General features: G+C 33.6%; 16 protein-coding genes and 1 tRNA gene. 9 read left to right on the top strand and 8 right to left on the bottom strand.

Annotated elements, in window-relative coordinates; all coding sequences use genetic code 11:
- Positions 1–18 precede the first annotated feature (18 nt).
- From EGI22_RS12760 to smpB, 6 genes are all read right to left on the bottom strand, one after another.
- Positions 19–3075 (bottom strand): TAT-variant-translocated molybdopterin oxidoreductase, encoded by a 3057-nt coding sequence (locus tag EGI22_RS12760; protein ID WP_255068852.1) that lies wholly within the window; start codon positions 3073–3075, stop codon positions 19–21.
- Between the two features lie 45 nt (positions 3076–3120).
- Complete coding sequence (locus tag EGI22_RS12755) at positions 3121–4317, bottom strand: cytochrome c3 family protein (RefSeq protein ID WP_255068851.1); 1197 nt, start codon at positions 4315–4317, stop codon at positions 3121–3123.
- Between the two features lie 232 nt (positions 4318–4549).
- Positions 4550–4620, bottom strand: a tRNA-Cys gene (locus EGI22_RS12750).
- A 202-nt stretch (positions 4621–4822) separates the two neighbouring features.
- Positions 4823–6652, bottom strand: coding sequence for a 30S ribosomal protein S1 (gene rpsA / locus EGI22_RS12745; RefSeq protein WP_255068850.1), 1830 nt, complete (start codon positions 6650–6652; stop codon positions 4823–4825).
- Between the two features lie 218 nt (positions 6653–6870).
- Positions 6871–7374, bottom strand: a complete 504-nt coding sequence (locus EGI22_RS12740) for an HNH endonuclease (protein WP_255068849.1) — start codon at positions 7372–7374, stop codon at positions 6871–6873.
- 140 nt (positions 7375–7514) lie between these two features.
- Positions 7515–7964: an SsrA-binding protein SmpB gene (gene smpB / locus EGI22_RS12735; protein WP_255068848.1), complete on the bottom strand. Its 450-nt coding sequence runs from the start codon at positions 7962–7964 to the stop codon at positions 7515–7517.
- Positions 7965–8533: 569 nt separating this feature from the next.
- Between smpB and hflX the strand changes: the two genes are divergently transcribed.
- Positions 8534–9793 (top strand): GTPase HflX, encoded by a 1260-nt coding sequence (hflX, locus tag EGI22_RS12730; RefSeq protein ID WP_255068847.1) that lies wholly within the window; start codon positions 8534–8536, stop codon positions 9791–9793.
- 2 nt (positions 9794–9795) lie between these two features.
- Complete coding sequence (locus EGI22_RS12725; RefSeq protein WP_255068846.1) at positions 9796–11394, top strand: MFS transporter; 1599 nt, start codon at positions 9796–9798, stop codon at positions 11392–11394.
- 144 nt (positions 11395–11538) lie between these two features.
- Here the strand turns inward: EGI22_RS12725 and EGI22_RS12720 are convergent, their stop codons facing one another.
- The gene (locus tag EGI22_RS12720) at positions 11539–11916 is read right to left on the bottom strand and encodes a TfoX/Sxy family protein (protein WP_255068845.1); all 378 of its coding nucleotides are present in this window, start codon (positions 11914–11916) and stop codon (positions 11539–11541) included.
- Positions 11917–12107: 191 nt separating this feature from the next.
- On the opposite strand from EGI22_RS12720, the gene EGI22_RS12715 reads away from it, so the two are divergent.
- The 5 genes from EGI22_RS12715 (at position 12108) to EGI22_RS12695 (ending at position 15722) form a co-directional block, all read left to right on the top strand.
- Positions 12108–12761 (top strand): response regulator transcription factor, encoded by a 654-nt coding sequence (locus EGI22_RS12715; RefSeq protein WP_255068844.1) that lies wholly within the window; start codon positions 12108–12110, stop codon positions 12759–12761.
- Between the two features lie 216 nt (positions 12762–12977).
- A complete protein-coding gene (locus tag EGI22_RS12710; RefSeq protein WP_255068843.1) occupies positions 12978–13340 on the top strand; it encodes a hypothetical protein in 363 nt (120 codons plus the stop codon).
- Positions 13341–13964 carry a hypothetical protein gene (locus EGI22_RS12705; protein WP_255068842.1) on the top strand — a complete coding sequence of 208 codons (624 nt, stop codon included), beginning with the start codon at positions 13341–13343 and terminating at the stop codon, positions 13962–13964. It abuts the gene before it with no gap.
- Positions 13965–13966: 2 nt separating this feature from the next.
- Positions 13967–14860, top strand: a complete 894-nt coding sequence (locus EGI22_RS12700) for a phosphotransferase (RefSeq protein ID WP_255068841.1) — start codon at positions 13967–13969, stop codon at positions 14858–14860.
- On the top strand, positions 14844–15722 hold the full coding sequence (locus EGI22_RS12695) for a T3SS effector HopA1 family protein (RefSeq protein WP_255068840.1): 879 nt from the start codon (positions 14844–14846) through the stop codon (positions 15720–15722). Before EGI22_RS12700 ends, EGI22_RS12695 begins: the two co-directional genes overlap by 17 nt.
- 28 nt (positions 15723–15750) lie before the next feature.
- On the opposite strand, the gene EGI22_RS12690 is transcribed toward EGI22_RS12695, so the two are convergent.
- Complete coding sequence (locus tag EGI22_RS12690; protein WP_255068839.1) at positions 15751–17637, bottom strand: tetratricopeptide repeat-containing sensor histidine kinase; 1887 nt, start codon at positions 17635–17637, stop codon at positions 15751–15753.
- Between the two features lie 152 nt (positions 17638–17789).
- Here EGI22_RS12690 and EGI22_RS12685 point away from each other — a divergent pair, with 152 nt between their 5' ends.
- Together EGI22_RS12685 and EGI22_RS12680 are read left to right on the top strand one after the other, a co-directional pair.
- Positions 17790–18035: a hypothetical protein gene (locus EGI22_RS12685; protein ID WP_255036176.1), complete on the top strand. Its 246-nt coding sequence runs from the start codon at positions 17790–17792 to the stop codon at positions 18033–18035.
- Positions 18004–18306, top strand: a complete 303-nt coding sequence (locus EGI22_RS12680) for a LytTR family DNA-binding domain-containing protein (protein WP_255068838.1) — start codon at positions 18004–18006, stop codon at positions 18304–18306. The genes EGI22_RS12685 and EGI22_RS12680 overlap by 32 nt, the downstream gene beginning before the upstream one ends.
- The last annotated feature ends 4 nt before the right edge of the window (positions 18307–18310 follow it).

Below are 18310 nucleotides of genomic sequence, written 5' to 3'. Positions count from 1 at the left end.
AATTACAATTTATCGATATCAATGTTCTGCATGCTCTTTATGCTCAGTATGAGCAACAGCCTCAGTTTTTTTAACCTCATCTTTATTTCTAATTTTCACTAGATAATTAATCTGTGGTATAACATTGATTTCTTCTAACAATTGGAATGCTCTGCCTTCTTCTTCTGCTACCAAAAGTTTTGAAACTCTTGATTCAGGATCTAACATATCTCCAAATGTGATAGCACCAGTAGGACACGATTGTGAACAAGCTGTCTCAATCTCCCCATCAACCGGACGACGCTTCTCTTGCTTAGCTGTTAATTTTCCAGCCTGAATTCTCTGAACACACATTGAACATTTCTCGATAACTCCTCTTGATCTAACAGTTACATCAGGATTTATTACCATTCTTCCTAGTTCATTGTTGAATTGATAATCAAAGTTATCATTTCCAAAATATTTGAACCAGTTAAATCTTCTTACTTTATATGGACAGTTGTTTGCACAATATCTTGTACCTACACAACGGTTATAAGTCATTTGATTTAATCCTTCTGAACTGTGTGTTGTTGCTAAAACAGGACAAACAGTCTCACAAGGTGCATTAGAACAATGTTGACACATCAATGGTTGGAATACAACTTCAGGATTAGCTGAAGCAATCTCCATTGCTTTGAATCCTTCTACACTGTATCCTTCTTCGTGTGGTGCATCAGAACTATAATATCTATCTATTCTAATCCAGTGCATCTCTCTTGATCTTGCCACTTCGGCTTTACCAACAACAGGTACGTTGTTTTCTGCTTGACAAGAAACCACACAAGCCGCACAACCTGTACAAGTGTTAAGGTCAATAACCATACCCCAACTGTGGTTTTTCTTATCGTGTCCGTTCCAAAGTGAAATCGAATACGGTTTTTTCAAGCCATCAGAGGTTGCAATTTTAGGCTCAAATCTACCAGCCTTTTGATTCTTTACATATTCGCTAAGTACAGATTCTTGAACTACTGCCTCACGACCCATGTAAGTTTCATGTGTTTGCGTTTGGGCTAAAGTATATCCGCTCTTAGTTTTTTCTATACTAACATTGCCTGACCAAAGGTTTTTAGCTGATGCTCCTTTTAGTAAAGGCAATACAGCAACACCTACATTTCCAGCTTTTCCTGAAGCAGTGCGTCCGTAGCCCATAGCTATCGAAACAGTATCATTGGCTTGTCCAGGTTGAATCAATAAAGGCAACTCAACAACTCCATTTCCAACCTTTACATTTACCCAATCACCAGCTTCTAGACCTAAATCGGCAGCAGTTTTTTGAGAAATAGCAGCAGTATTTTCCCATGTTACTTTAGAAACTGGATCTGGAGTTTCTTGTAACCAAGGGTTATTGGCTTGAATACCAGTACCAATTGTTACATTTTCAAAAACACTTAATTCAATTCCGGTACTCTTAATTTGAGCAATTGATGCAGCGGCTTCAGATAGATTTCCACTAAAAGCAGCACCTGAAACACTGGCATTTGGACTTTCGTAAACTCCATCATGTAAAGCCTGAACCCAAGTCTTTCCATTTAAGATATTAGCTGTCCAATAGTTTTTAACATAAGCTTGAAAATCAGCTGATTTTCCTGCCCAAGTCAATAAACTTGACTCTCCTTGACGAGAATTAAATATATTAGAAATTACTGGCTGAGTCAGTGAATAATAACCGGATTTAGGCTGTGCATCACCCCATGACTCTAAATAATGCGTATTTAAAGCTAAATAAGTACACAGAGCAGCTGTTTCATTTGCTCTATCTGCTATAGCTATAGTAATTTTTGCTCTTTTAATTCCTTCTGCAATCTCAGCCCCTAAAATAGAATCATAAACTGGATTGCAATCTAGGAAAATAACAGCATCAACAGCACCTGATTTCAAATCTGAAGAGAATTGACTCAAAGCTGTATCACTTCCCTGACGGTAATTTACAGTTGTACCAAAATCAATCGTTGAGCCAATATTACCCAACAAACTGTTTAAACCATTTACTAATGTCTGAACAGCTGTATCATTAGAACCACTTACTACTAAACTAGCTCCTTTTGCCGCTACAAGATCTTTAGCACATTTGTCTAAGTATTCAAAATCACCTTTAGCAGAAGAAAGTTGAGAACCTTGACCTAATATACTTGCGACTTTATTATATAGACTAGCAATCAGAACACCTTCTTGAGAAGGCTTAATCATACTTCTATAATCTGCATTAGCACCAGTCATACTCATTCCAGTTTCAAACTGATAATGTCTTGACATGGTGTTTTTACCATTTTTACCGCTTCTTAACTTTCTAGTTTCCGCCCACTGCGTAGCATATTCAATTGGACTAATCCAAGTACCAAGAAAATCACAGTTCAAGCCAACGATTACATTTGCTTTGTTAAACAAATATGAAGGAATTGCTGCTTTTCCAAAACTAGAAGCATTTGCCTCAAGAATGGCTGAAGCTGAATTTGAATCGTAAACTATATGTTTTGCAGAAGGGTATTTAGACGAAAAGTCTGCAATTACTGATTTTGTACTAGGAGAAAGGATTGAGTTTGAAACGATTCGGATGTTTGATGAGGCTGCCAAAGCTGCTGATACTTCCTTATCCAAATCTGCCCAAGTTATTTTTTTGCCACCTTTGGTTGGTTCTTTGGATCTTTCGTTGTCATACAATGAAAGAAGTGAAGCATGAACTTGTGCACTTACACCACCTTTTGTTACACCTGAAAGTTTATTTCCTTCAATTTTAACTGGGCGACCTTCTCTGGTTTTTACTAAAACACTGCAATAATTACCAGCAACTGCATAGGTAGATGCATAGTAATTAGGAATGCCTGGCTCTATATCCTCTGGCTTGTTTAGATATGGAATAGTATGTCTAACCGGAGCGTTACACGCTGCCAAAGAAACAGCCGCAACACCAAAACCTAACATTTTCAAGAAATCTCTACGGTAAGTTCCTCCCTCTAATCCTTCGAGATTAAATTCTTTATCAGCGTTTTTAACAACGCTGATATCGTTTTTCAACTCTTCAATACCTTTCCAATACCTTTTATTAGTATTCTCCATGAGTATGTATATATAAAATTCTCTTTATTGCTTTAAAATAATTTATTAATAATGACATTTAGCACATTCAAGGCCACCTATGTCTTCTACTTTCATAGCTTCTTTAGAAGATGAATTATGTGCTGTAAGCAAAGCATCATAGTAAGCATTTCCTTTAGCATTCACGTCAGTTTTTCTATGACAATCTATACACCATCCCATAGTTAAAGTATGACGTTGCTCTACAACTTCCATATTTTTAATATCTCCGTGACAGTTTGCACAATCTAAACCAGCAACATTTGTATGTTGTGAGTGATTAAAATATGCCAAATCTGGTAAGTTGTGAACTCTCACCCATTCAATAGGCTGATTTTTCTCAATTGCCGTATAAATCTTCTGAATTTCTGGGGATTCTCTTTTAATTGTATTGTGGCAGTTCATACAAATACTAGATGAAGGAATACCTGATTGTTTTCCTTTATAAACTCCCGTATGACAATAAGCACAATTAATTTCCATGTCACCAGCATGAAGCTTGTGGGAGAAATTGATTGGTTGAGTAGGAGCATAACCCTGGTGAACACCAATGCTATACAAACCATCCAATGTAGCTTTTGTCCCAAGCAATACAAACATCCAAATTACTGCAGTTACGATAGTTTTGTTAGAAGCCAATCCTTTAAGTGTTGCCTTAAAACTCTCCAAACCAGATACAGAACTTTCTGGAGAACCTCCTTGTGCAATTGTAGACAACAATTTTAAAACCGCCAAAAGTGCGACTAAAACCAAAGCCATAATTACAAGTAAAGATACCAAAACAACGTTGAAGAATTTTCCACCAGAAGCCTCCTGAACAGGAGCTGCGGCTGGAGCACCTTCAGCAACCACTGGAGCGGCATTTGCAGCCTTCACATATGCCAAAATGTTCTTGATTTCAGCTTCGCCATATGCAGGAAATGCTGTCATTTGGGTTTTGTTGTATTTTTCGTACAACTCTACAGCATACTTATCTCCGCTTGAGATAACAGCAGCTGGATTGTTGACCCATTTTTTAATCCAAGCAAAATCTCTTCTGTCTTCGATTCCCGCTAAACCAGGACCTACAACAACTGAAGCGTCTGCAGCATGGCATTGAGCACAGTTGTTTTTAAAAAGCGTTTCACCAGCAGCAGCGTCGCCATCTTGGGCAAACGATTGAATTGTTAAAACAAATACAAGGGCTACTAGGGTAAGTAATTTTTTCGAAATATTATTAATCATTTTAAAATATAATATTGCAATTTTATAAGGGTGCAAAGCTAAGGTAGGAATGTTTTTTATCAAAATAAGTATTATATTTTTTTCTGAAATGAATAAATTTAGAATGATTTTAAATAAGATTTTAAAGTATTGATTTAAAATACTTTAAAACAAAAAATACCATAAGAAAAGTAGAATATCCTAACCTTTCAAATGGTATTAATTTTAGTTTGGGAACTTTCCGAAACATAAGAGGTCCCGAGCGGATTCGAACCGCTGTAGAAGCTTTTGCAGAGCTCTGCCTAGCCGCTCGGCCACAGGACCCTCTCTATTTTAAATCGAATGCAAATTTATGACCAAATAGCTGCTCAACCAAAAATATTATCTAAAATTCTTCAATTTTTATTAAAAAAAGGAATGGCTGCCTTATAGACAGCCATTTCCAAGAGAAATTATTTTTGAAAAAACTATTCAAAAACTAAAATTTTAAAACATTCAGACTGATTTAGTCTAAATATCTTACAAATTAAGCTTCATCAGTTGTTTTTTTCTTTGCTACAGCTTTCTTTTTTGGAGCCGCTTCTTCGCTTTCTAACTGATCTTTCAATGCAGCTAATGCAGACAAATCACCAAGTGTAGATTTCTCCATCTCAGGCAATTTTGTTTTTTCTGCAGCTTTAGTTGGAGCAGCTTTTTTCTTATCGGCTTTAGGCTCTTCTTTTTGAACTTCCCAAGTTTTAGTATGAGAAAGAACAATTTTCTTCTCTTCTTTATTAAACTCGATTACTTCAAAAGAAAGTTTCTCGCCCATTTCACCTAAAGTACCGTCTTCTTTAGCAATTGCTTTAAGAGCAGCTTGTCCTTCGATACCGTAAGGCAACTCAAGTGTTACTTGCTTGTCGTTTTTACCTACGATGTTACACTCATGAACAGTTCCTACTGAGAATACTGTCTCAAAAGTATCCCAAGGATTTTCTTCAAGATGTTTGTGACTTAAAGCCAATCTTCTGTTATCAACATCTAATTCAAGAACTATTACCTGAAGCTCATCACCGATTTTAACAAAATCAGATGGATGCTTGATTTTCTTAGTCCAAGAAAGATCTGAAACGTGTACTAAACCATCGATACCTTCTTCTAACTCTAAGAATAAACCGAAATTAGTAAGGTTACGAACTGTTCCTTTATGTTTTGTACCGATAGCATATTTAGCCAAAAGATCTTGTTTTGTCCAAGGATCTTCTGTCATTTGCTTAATACCCAATGACATTTTTCTTTCGTCCTTGTCCATAGTCAATACAACTGCAGAGATATCATCACCGATTTGTAAGAAATCAGACGGGTTTCTCAAATGTTGTGACCAAGACATTTCTGAAACGTGAATTAAACCTTCAACACCTGGTTTCAATTCAAGGAAAGCACCGTAATCAGCGATGTTTACGATTTTTCCACTCACTTTAGACCCTACTTCTAGACCTTCAGCTAAAGAATCCCAAGGATGAGCTTCCAATTGTTTCATACCTAAAGAAATACGTTTCTTGTCGTCATCAAAGTCAAGAACTACCACTTTGATTTTATCGTCAAGATTCAATACTTCGTTAGGGTGATTTACTCTACCCCACGAGATATCCGTGATGTGAAGTAAACCGTCAACACCACCAAGGTCGATGAATACACCGAAGTTTGTGATGTTTTTAACCACACCTTCCAATACTTGTCCCTTCTCAAGGTTAGTAAGGATTTGTTGACGTTGAGACTCAAGGTCTTTCTCGATCAACACTTTGTGTGATACTACTACGTTGTCGTTGGTATGATTAATCTTAACAACTTTCACTTCCATACGTTTTCCAACAAAAACATCAAAGTCTCTGATTGGCTTAACATCAATCTGTGAACCTGGTAAGAATGCCTCAATACCAAAAATATCTACAATAAGACCACCTTTTGTACGACGCTTGATTAAAGCATCAACAATAATGTCAGTCTCAAGTGCACTTTCAATATTAGACCAAGCTGTAAGGACTCTAGCTTTCTTACGTGAAATAACCAATTGTCCTAAAGCATCTTCTTGTTTTTCGATGAAAACCTCAACTTTATCGCCTACTTTAAGATCAGGCAAATCGCGGAATTCTGAACGAGAAACGATACCATCTGATTTGAAACCAATGTTTAATAGAACCTCTCTGTCAGTCATACCAACTACAAGAGCATCTACTACATCTTTTTCTTCGATTGCGGCGAAAGTATCACCGTAAACTTTCTCTAACTCTTCTTTTTCTGCAGTTGAATACCCTGCACCAATACCTTTTTTTGTTACTTTGTCCCAATCGAAATCAGGAAATGTTTGATTTGTCATAAAAGATTTAAAACACTCATTATTACATCAATAGACCGAGCCTTTCTATTGAAAATTGTTAAAAATTGATAATTCCTTGTTAAAAAGGAGTGCAAAGATAGGAAAGAGAGGAAATATTTCAAAGAAAAGACTTGAAATATTTTTGTGTAAAAGATTTAAAATCAAAATTTTAGGCGGGTGGGTTAAGTTTGTGAGGACACCAAACTTGGGCTGGCCACTTATCGTGCTTTACTTAGAAATGGCAGCCACTTTTCCTCCAACTTGCCAGAGCAGTCCCTAACAAACATTAAAAATGATGGCTTTACAGGTTTGTACTTAAGATTCATATTGGCTTCATCTGGCGTTGAACAACCCTTGGTTGAATTGCATCTTTTGCAAGCAGTTACTAAATTTTCCCAGTGGGTTTTACCTCCTCTTGCTTTAGGAATAACATGATCCAAGGTTAAATCTGTTGTTTTTCCACAATATACACAGGTATTATTATCTCTTTTGAATATGTTTTGCCTGGTCATCACCACATTACGGTAAGGAACGGAAACATACTTATTCAACCTGATGATGGAAGGTGAAGCGAATGAGTTGTTGATAGAACGTAACCTTTCCTTTTCAGACTCTGCAACCAACTCGGCCTTATTGAGATAGACTAATAAGAAGGCCTTAGGAACAGTGCAAATACTTATTGCACGATAATCGGCATTTAGGATTAAAACTTTCCGCCCCATAAACAATTAGATTTTTGAGTAATAGACTAATTGTCAGGCAATTTAATGAATAAGTTTATTAAAAAAAAGAGGTAATATTTAAATCACAAGAAAATAATAGAAAAAGAGAAAATTGTAGACTTTTTAATAACGCTAAAGAATTATAAATCTCTGCTTCTGTCTCTAGAAACATCCTTTTCTTTAATACTTTCTCGCTTATCGTAAAGTTTTTTACCTTTTGCTAAGGCAATTTCTAATTTCACAAATCCAGATTCATTGATAAATAATCGCGTAGGCACAATTGTCAAACCTTTATCTGTAAGTTTTGCATTTAGTTTTTTAAGTTCTCTTTTGTTGAGCAAAAGTTTACGATCTCTTAGTGGCTCATGGTTGTAATGTGTTCCCATTTCATATTTGGCAACATTTAGGTTCTTTACAAACAATTCCCCACTATTGAAAATACAATATGCATCAGACATACTAACTTTTCCTTGTCTAATAGACTTGATTTCAGTACCTGTGAGTACCATTCCTGCAGAATACTCCTCTAGAAAAGCATATTCAAATTTTGCTTTTTTGTTTGGGATACTTATATTTTTGGAGAGATTCATTATTTGTTTTAAAACCTTAATTGGGATGCAAAGATAACAAAAAAATCCCTGCCTCAATGATAGTGACAGGGATTCCGACTTACGTGCTTTCCTAATAATCCATGTGCTGGCCTAGGCCTGTACGAAGGATTAAGTCTTTAAGAGCATAGCTCTAATATTTTTATTCATTCGAATTCTAATCGACAAATGTAAAAAGCGAAAAATAAAATTCCAATCAAATTGCCGTTTTTTAAATCTGCGATCTATTAATCTTCATGTTTATATCCGTTTAATAACTTTCGGTTTCGTTTATATCCTTTACTAATACTGTGCCAAAATAAGTTTACGTATTTAAAAAAAATAATAGTTTAACAATAGAAGACTGATTTTAAGCACTTTATATAAAAATAAATTTTTCAGCAGTAAATTTAAAGCTTTCATGAAAATATTATTGGCAATGAAATGGAAAATTTATTTAATGATTCAGCCAAAAAATATTCTTAATATTGTCATAAGAATATTGATTATTGGAGTTTTATTTAGAAAAATTGTCCAATATTTCAATTGAGAAATAATTTAAAAATATCAATTTGATAAACAAACAATTAAATTCGACGGAAAAACCCCAAGAAACTGCCATTTTGGTAGGCTTGATTTCTCAGAAACAAAATGCGGAAAAAACTAAGGAATACCTCGAAGAACTGGCTTTTTTGGCAGAAACTTCAGGTGTAAAGACCTTAAAAGTATTTGTTCAGCGGCTTAACTATGCAGATCAGAAGACGTTCGTGGGAAAAGGCAAATTGGAGGAAATTCAGACTTGGATAAAAATAAATCCTGTAGATACCATAATTTTTGATGATGAGCTTAGTCCTTCGCAAGTGAGGAATCTTGAAAAGGCTTTTGAAGAAATAAAAGTTATGGACAGGAGTCTACTTATTTTAAATATTTTTTCGCAAAGAGCCCAATCAGACCAAGCAAAGCGTCAGGTAGAGTTGGCACAATACAAATATCTTTTGCCGAGACTTACCCGAATGTGGTCTCACTTAAGCAAACAAAAAGGTGGTATAGGTATGCGTGGACCTGGTGAAAAAGAACTAGAGACTGATAAGCGTATAGTACAAGACAGAATAGCTTTTTTGAAAGATAAACTTGAAAAAATAGATAAACAATCTGCCACTAGAAGAAAAGAAAGGGACAGGCTTGTGCGTGTAGCTTTGGTAGGTTATACCAATGTTGGCAAGTCAACTTTAATGCAAAAACTAGCAAAAACGGAGGCTTTTGCAGAAAATAAGCTATTTGCTACAATAGATTCTACCGTACGGAAAGTGGTTTTGGGAAATATTCCATTTCTATTGACTGACACAGTTGGTTTTATAAGAAAGCTTCCGACAACTCTTGTGGAGTCGTTTAAATCGACATTGGATGAAATTCGGGAAGCAGATATTTTGATACATGTGGTGGATATCTCTCATGGCTCTTTTGAAGAACAAATAGATGTAGTAAATACTACATTAGCCGAAATTAATGCCAAAGACAAACCTACCATATTGGTCTTCAACAAATTGGATCAATACGAACCAGAGTCTAACGAAGGTCTTGACAAACATTTGGCTACAGAAGAAGACTTGAGAATCAATTTAGAGAGGTTAAAAACAGGATATTTGCAGAAAAATGCTGAAAATGTAGTTTTTATGTCAGCTGTGAATAACGAAAATATGGCAGAGATGAGAGATGTGCTGTTTAAATTGGTAAAAGAAAAGCACTTTTTGATATACCCAAATTGGGATGCTGCCAAGAACGTTTTTTACGAATGGCAAGATGAATCAGAACTTAATAAAACAAACCCTTAAATATGGAAAACAAAAACAATTCAACAAACCTCCCTGCTCTGTATACCCTCATGACCGTATGGTTTTTTTGGAGTTTTGTGGCAGCATCCAACGGAATATTGATTCCGCTATTCAAACTAAAGTTTGATTTAACCCAAACCCAAGCCCAATTGGTAGATTTCGCTTTTTATGCTGCTTATTTTATTGGTTCGGTTTTGTATTTGATCTTTTCAAAAATAATGAAAGGAGATATTCTAAACAAAATCGGTTATAAAAACGGAATCGTGATTGGCCTTTTGATTTCTGCCGTAGGTACTTTATTGTTTTATCCGGCCGCTCAAACTGCTTCTTATCCCCTATTATTGGCAGGATTATTTATAGTTGGATTGGGTTTTTCATTACAACAAACCGCTACCCAGCCTTTTATGATAGCTTTGGGACCTCCTGAAACTGGAGCACAAAGGATTAACCTTGGTGGAGCAGTAAATAACTTAGGCGGCACAATTGGCCCAGCTTTGGTTTCATTTGCAATATTTGGTTCTATTTCTAAAGAAGCGGCAGAAAACGCTTCGATAGAAGATGTCAAAATACCTTACTTATTCTTGGGATTATTATTTGCCTTGCTTGCCTTGTTTTTCTGGAAATCAAATTTGCCTAGAATCAAAAACGATGAAGATGTTAAAGTAAGTAACGTAATGTTAACACTTCCGATGATATTTCTAAGTGTATGTGTTTTGGTAGCCATATTTACTTCTATTGAAACAGCCATCATGTTTACGTTCGGCTTGATGGTAGTTTTGATGCTTGGCTATTTGATATATTCGGTAGGTAAAAAATCTGGAGCAGTTACCAATGCAAGCTCGGTTTTATCCTATCCACAAGCGATATTGGGCATGACAGCTATTTTTGTATATGTCGGGGTAGAAGTAACTATTGGTTCAAATTTAGGTGAATACTTGAAAATCACAGAAAACTTGGACTCTTCAGAAATATCAAAATACGTTTCTCTGTTTTGGGGAAGTATGATGATTGGTAGATGGACGGCTTCAATTAGCAATTTTGACCCTTCTCCTAAACTAAAACGAATCCTAATAGTCGTAGTGCCTTTTGTGGCTTTTGCCATTATATTATTAGTTAATTCTCTTTATAGTGGTGATGTGACAGATTTATTGCCTTATGCAGCTTGTGTGGTTGTTTTAATTGTGGCTTATTTTGCTAGTAAAGAAAAACCTGTGAGATTGTTATTGTTATTTACTGCACTAGGAGCCATAATGACCATAATTGGGGTGATGACCACCGGAAAAGTTGCCTTATTTTCATTGATTTCTGGTGGATTGTTTTGTTCTATACTATGGCCAAGTATTTTCTCATTAGGAACAGCTGGCTTGGGAAAATATACCAACCAAGGCTCGGCATTTTTGATAATGATGATACTGGGTGGAGCAATAATACCAGTGGTACAAGGAAGAATTGCTGATACCGCAGGAATTCAGACTTCCTACCTTCTAGCTACAGCTTGTTTTGTTTATCTATTTGTCTTTGGAATTATCGTTCAGAAAGTATTGCGTAAGCAAGGGATTGACTTTGACAAGGAAGTTAGCAATGTGAAGGGTGGACATTGATTTGATTGGTTTAATTTTAGATTTATTGGATTGACGATTGACTCGATTTACGATTGACGATTTACGATTTACGATTTATTCGATTGACGTTTTATACGAATGACAGTTTGTGATATTTGATTTGCGTTTGACGGTTTATTTACCTCATTTGGATTTATCTGAATGAGGTTTTTTATTTCGGGCGGCGTTCCGTTTTGAGGATTTCGCTTTAGGATTATATTCTAGGCATTTGTTAATCCAGAAATTAAAATCAGCTTGGGTTCTTAACCCAGTTTCGTCTACTTGCACAAATGCTTTCATGGGTCTGCCTGTAAACATCATCTCGAAGCAGCCCTGTTTTTCTAAAAGCTCAGCTTTCTCATCAGGATCTACCCTGCACATCAACTCATCTTTGATGATGCCCACACACATTTTGTCATTCAGCATAAAACATAAACCACCCATCATTTCTTTTTCCTCGACGTTTTCGAGGTTTTGTAGACTGAACCGGATGCGGTTGGCTAGGGTTTGAGAGTAGGACATGGGTCTTTTGTTTAGAATAAATTAAAAAATACCTGAAAACCAGTAGAATAAAACCATAAAAATACTGTCTAGACAGTATTTTTTATAAAGAAATATCTTTCCAATTTTGCTTAAGAATTAAGAATAATATTTTGAAATTAGAATTATTATTTTGAATTTTAAAAGAAAAACCCTAAAAACCATTATAATCCATGGAAGCCACTAGAATCCTAATAGCTGACGACCACCATCTTGTTGCCGAAAGTTTGAGTATGCTTTTGGGTACGGTAGATGGCTTCGAGATAGTTGGCACAGTAAACAATGGTTGGCAGGCTCTTTCTTTTGCTGAAAAAAATACAGTTGACATCGTTTTGGCGGATTATCACATGCCCTTGTTAAATGGCATAGAGATGACCATGCGTATGAAGGACACCTCACCAAAAACAAGGAGCATTATGCTGACCATGAGTGAGGAAGCCCAACATATAAAGGAAGCTTTGAAAGTGGGTATTTACGGCTACGTAATGAAAAGTGCCGAAAAGCCAGAACTCATAAACGCCATAAGAACTGTAGCCAATGGCGAAAAGTATTTTAGCGAGCGAATAGTAAAAAAACTAGCCGAAATACCCGAATTCGAAAGCCCAAATGGCAAAACCCGAGTGGAAGACGTAAACCCACTCACCAAACGCGAAATAGAAATACTAAAACTAATAAGCGAAGACCTCAGCAACATAGAAATAGGCGACCGTCTGCACATTAGCAGCACTACCGTAGAAACCCACAGACGAAATTTGATGAAGAAACTGGGGGTAAATAGTGCGATTGGACTGATGAGGTGGGGGTTGAGGAATGGGGTGGTGGAATGATAGATATTAAATAAAAATATTTAATTATGAAGTCAAACTTTTTATTGTTATATACTGTGAGAAGAAGTTTAACCGAATAAAAAACTGGACAAGAAATTAAGTTTAAAAGCTTTAATTTATGTCCAATATGGGAATTAATGTTAAAGAAAAACTATGTTTAACCTAACAAAAAACAGGAATTAAATTTTAAAATAATAAATAATAAACTTTTTAATTATGAACAAAGATGCGGTCATAAAAAAACTAAACGAATTTAAGGATGGAGAAAAAAATGTGGCAATCATTGTCAATGTTGACAAAATCACCAACGATGGAGTTTCCATCATAGGCGGAATTTCTGGATTGATTGAACCTGGTAAAAACTCATTTTTTTTAGATTCCAAATACATAAAAAATTTCGTTTTAGATTTTCAAAATAAACCTTTATCAAATGATTTTGAACAAAGAATTTTGATTATGAAAAAAAATGGAACTTCTGGGCAAGGAGGTCAAATACCTGCCATTACTCAAAGGCCATGCCCTGTTACATGGACGAGATTTGAAATGAAAGGTCTAAGTTTAACATTTGATATTATCTAAATGGCACCTGAAGCCTTAAAAACTTGCCAAGAGAAATACCCTCACAAAGTGAGTATGGTAGAAACTTTATTAAAAAATGATTCTTTAAGAAATAAATTTGTAACACTTAAACAATATAAGGACTTAAAAATTATATTGGACAATATTGATTTATCAAAAATAGATAATTCGTGCTATAATGTGTCAAATATGATTGCAGAAGTTATTAACAATAATAATTTAAAATGTGAAAAAATTTATGCCATTTCAAGAAAAGATTTGGTAGCTGATACTTGGGAAAATCATCAAGCTGTTTTAGTGAGAAAAGAAGCAATAAGAAAATATAAAAATAGACAAATCAATTATCTTCAGAGCATTGTCATAGATCCTATGCTGCAAATAACCGAAAAAAAGGAAGATATGTACTTTTATTTGGATGAATGGTTCACACTTGTAACAAAAGCAGAATTAACAAATCAAAGTATTGATATTAGTCATGTATCATTTATTATTTTTCCAAGTATATACTATAAGCCTTTGGGTACAAAGTATTTAGATTTTTTCAATCCTTGTGATTACTTATTTGAGGACGAGGTAACAGAAAATGGTAAAATTAACCAAAACCCACTTATTACCATTAAATAATTTTGATTTTCACCAAAGACTATATACAATTTTGGTTAAGTCTTGTTCTTCAAGAAAAAATTGTTGTTTGGAAAATTCAGGAATTAAGAAATTCTGCAACTCTTGTTTTGAATATTAATGATGAATTCATTTTGAAATCATTTTTTAGTGAAGATAAAAAAGAGAAAAGCCGATTCAGAAAGGAAACTCGAAATCAAAAATTAATTTCGGGTTTCTTCTGTACTCCAGAAGTCTTGCATATTGATAAACTTAATGACATTATTATTTATCGGTATATCAAACCAAAACTATCGCATGGCTTGATTTTGGAGGACAAAGTATTAATTTTCTTTAGAATTCAACAGTCACTAGGAAAATTAAATCCATCATCTTTCAAAAAAAATTATCCTCCCCAATTGTTTTCTAAAAGTTATTTTATTCAGAAACTTAGCACAGATCTAGCCTTATCAATAAGTAAATGGAAAAAAAAATATGTACATGAGACTTGTGTTCATGGGGATTTGAAATCAGATAATATTATAATATTATCTGAAAATGATTATTATGTGATTGATTGGGAAAATGCTGGAATTGGTGATGAGGTTTTTGAATTGAGTTATTTTGTTTCCTCTTTAATATTATATGATACTGATAATTTTGAAATTTTGGATTTTACTGGCCGAAGTGATTTAGTCAATTTTATAACACACAATCCAGAATACAAGGTTGTTTTTAAAAATATTTACTTACGAAATACTAAAAAATTCAGAAAATTTTTAGCGTTCCTTTCCATCTCAATAATTTGGAGAATTGTTATAGATAATGAATATCAAATCAATCAAATAAAAGATAATTTTTATTTTAAATTATCCACTGATCTATTATCGGCTATAAACAGAAATGAAAGAATTATATGATTATTTTGATACCTTTTTGCAAAACAAAATAGAGGTAAATAGAAACTTAAATCCATTACTTAATGGACCATCTGTACAATCTTTATTATATCGAACGTATACAAATCCCATTGGAGAAGTAGGTAATGAGTGTTTTTTAACTGATATTTTGAAGATTGAGTATTTAGACAATGAAACGAAAAACGTTGAAGTAATTAGGAAGCTTGAAAATGGAATAGTAAAAGCAGGAAGTTTAATGGCACCTTTGGTCTTGAATCCGGGAGAATATTTTGTAAATAATAATAATAGTAATAGGATTAATTATTTTGTTTATAATCATTGGTATGATGATAATTTTTTTTATTTGAGGAAAAACTTTAGTTGTACATATCCAAATAATCATATTGGACGATTTTATTTGAACTTAACAAAGGAAGGTGTTGTGAATTTTATTAAATATGCTATAAAAGATAATACAAATTACTTTAGTTTAAAGTGTTTTTACAAAACAAAATTTTATGACAGATCTGATATTTTAGTTCTGTTTTTCCCAATTATAAATTTTGACTTATTCTTTGAGATGGTAATCAATTTTTATAATGCCAATAGGGTAAACTTTCGGTTAGGAGTTCCATTTTTTCTACATAAAATCAATAATTCAATCGGATTTGGAGAAAACCCATCTGATAATAATTTTAGTTTCGGCCTTTTGAGGGTAAATTTAATTTCAAAAGTTATTAAAGAATATCCAAGTGCTGAAAAAGAGCCATTAATAAAAAAAGTGATTAATAGAATTAAATCACAAGGATATTATTTGAATTCTTTTTTTTGTAACCCATATTCAGATTTTACTAAATTTTATCAACAGAAAGGGCTATTTTGAATTCACTTTATATACTTTAATTATTCCATTAAAAATCAACTTTTACTAAAGCTATTAACCCTTTGTTCTCTTTTGAGTTGTTTAATGTAATACTCCCATCATAAGGCCTCAATCTTTCATAAATATTATTTAAACCCATACCGATGCTCTTGGGGCTTAAACCTGAACCATCATCTTTGACAATTAAATGTAAGTGTCTATTAGAAGATGAATAAACTATCCAAATATTACTTGCATTCGCATATTTGAGAGCATTATTTACTAATTCAAGTGTAATGTTATAAAATTCTAGTAATAAATTATTATTATGAACAAATTCAAATTCCTTAAAATCGGTATGTACACCTATTTTTCTACTTTCAGTTATCTCGTCTGCAAATTTATTGATTGAATTAACTAAACCATAATTTTCGAATTGGGAAGGCATCAAACCGTGGGAAATTAGCCTAACTTCTTCATAAGCAATACCCATATTTTCTTTTATTCCTTCATATATAATTCTCTCATTCTTAGACAAATTCGTAGCATCTAAAGCTCCCAAACGCCACTTTAAAGCAGATAGAGTACTCCCAAGATTGTCATGCAATTCTGCTGCAACTCGTTTACGTTCTATGGCTTGACCTTTAAACAAGGCCTCGGTTATTTCGAAGTTTTTCATAACTAACTCTTTATTAGCTAAGAAGAGTTCAGCTGTTCTTTCCTTTACTTTTTCTTCCAAAGATGAATTAACATTCGATAATTCTTCTTTTTGAGCTTCAATAATTTTACTTTTTTTAGTCCTATCAAAAAGGAAATATGAAATTAATCCAACCAATAGGGATGCCAATAATATTCCAAAAATTAACCAAAAATTTTCTTTCTTTTTCTGTTCGATGTCCCTTAACTGCGTTTCGTTTAGTATTTTTTGTAATTCAAAATCATAGCCATATTTAGCCGCTTTAATTTTACTATTTAAGTCTTGTTTATTTATCTCATTTCTTGTTTCAATGCACTTGAATAAATAGGCATTAGATAATTTATAATTATTTAACTTTGAATATATTTTGGAGAGTAAAATTTCTGAATCATATATTAGGTTCAAATTTTTAGTTTTAATACTATTTTTATTCGCATCTAAGGCGTAAATCAATGCATTTTTAATATCATTTATCTCATAATAGGTTTTGCTTATATCAAAATAAACTTGGGCATTTAGGCCTTCATGGTTTAAAACAGCAAAAACCAATTTAGATTTTAAGTAAGCGGATAAAGCTAATTTAAATTTTTTTTCATCAAAATACACATCTCCTATATTAGAATTATATATTCCATCTCCAATAGGATTATTCTCGTTTTTAAAAACCAATAACGCTTTTTCATAGTAATATTTTGCAGAATCGATTTGTTTATTCTCAAAAAAGGCAATTCCAAAATCATTATAAAGAGATCCAAAATTATTATAGCCTTTTAATTTTAATGCTTCTGATATTCCTTTTCTATAAAATTCTATTGCATCATCATTTTTATTTTCTTGTCTATGATTTATTGCTAATCCATGATATATTTTCGACATAAAATAACTTGAATTAAGCCTTTGTGCATACTTCAAAGCTTCAAAATACTGAAAATTTGAATTGAAATACTTACTTTTAAAAGAGTCATCATCACCAAATAATATATGGCTTAGAAGTAAATCCGCATCCATTTTAGAGGTTTTTGCTTTTTGTTCAAGAAATCTCAACTTTTTGTATAGAGTCGCAGAATCTTTAAAGTAAGAAATCTCTCTAGCAATTTCTTCGTATTCTTTTATGAATTCTTTTTCTTTTACAAAAATTGTTTTTTTTCCAATTTCTGCCTCTCTAAACCACGGTTTAAAGAAAATAAGTCCTACAAGAATTAGAAGGGAAAGTAAAATACTTAAATACCTGATTTTCATTAATACATGCAAAAACTTTGTGAAGATACATAAAAATCTAAATATAGGCCCAAATCTACTGCCTAAACAGTACTCAATCCCCAAAAAATACCAAAATCACAGTATTTCCTTGCCCACTGCTTCAGCCTAATTTTGATAAGAAAAAATAGAGGATGAAGAAAGTGGTCAGCTACACCATTGGATGGGATACCAAAGCCAAAGAGGGCTACCTCACGGCTGTGGATGAAGAACAAGTATCACATGCATTTGGGCAGCTCTCACAAGAAGAATTCAGAATCCTTTATGATTTATTGAAAGAAGACAAAGTATTTATTGATAACAACCATTGGTTTGTCAGTGGTTGGGAAACCAAACACCCCAAAAGTCATGATAAAAATCAATTACCCCCAAAGCAATGAAATCCTCTTTCTGAGAGGTGATATCAACTACACAGAATTCCATCTGGTGGATGGAAAGAAGGTGGTGTCGAGCTTTACGCTTTTGAGACACCAAGAGAAGCTTGGAAGCTTCATAAGAGTTAGCAAAAACCATTTGGTGAATCCTGATTATGTGAAAGAAATGGAGCATTATGGAGTTTATGCTTCTCTGAAAATGGCCAATGGAAATCTTTTGAAAATCTCTCGCAGAAGAATCAATTATGTAAAAAATAGTATCTCAATAATTAAATAAAACA

Origin of the sequence: Lacihabitans sp. LS3-19 (genome assembly GCF_024343575.1) — a bacterium.
Lineage (GTDB): Bacteria > Bacteroidota > Bacteroidia > Cytophagales > Spirosomataceae > Leadbetterella.
Note: the sequence above shows the minus strand (reverse complement) of the source record. Positions and strands in the feature narration are given on the sequence as shown.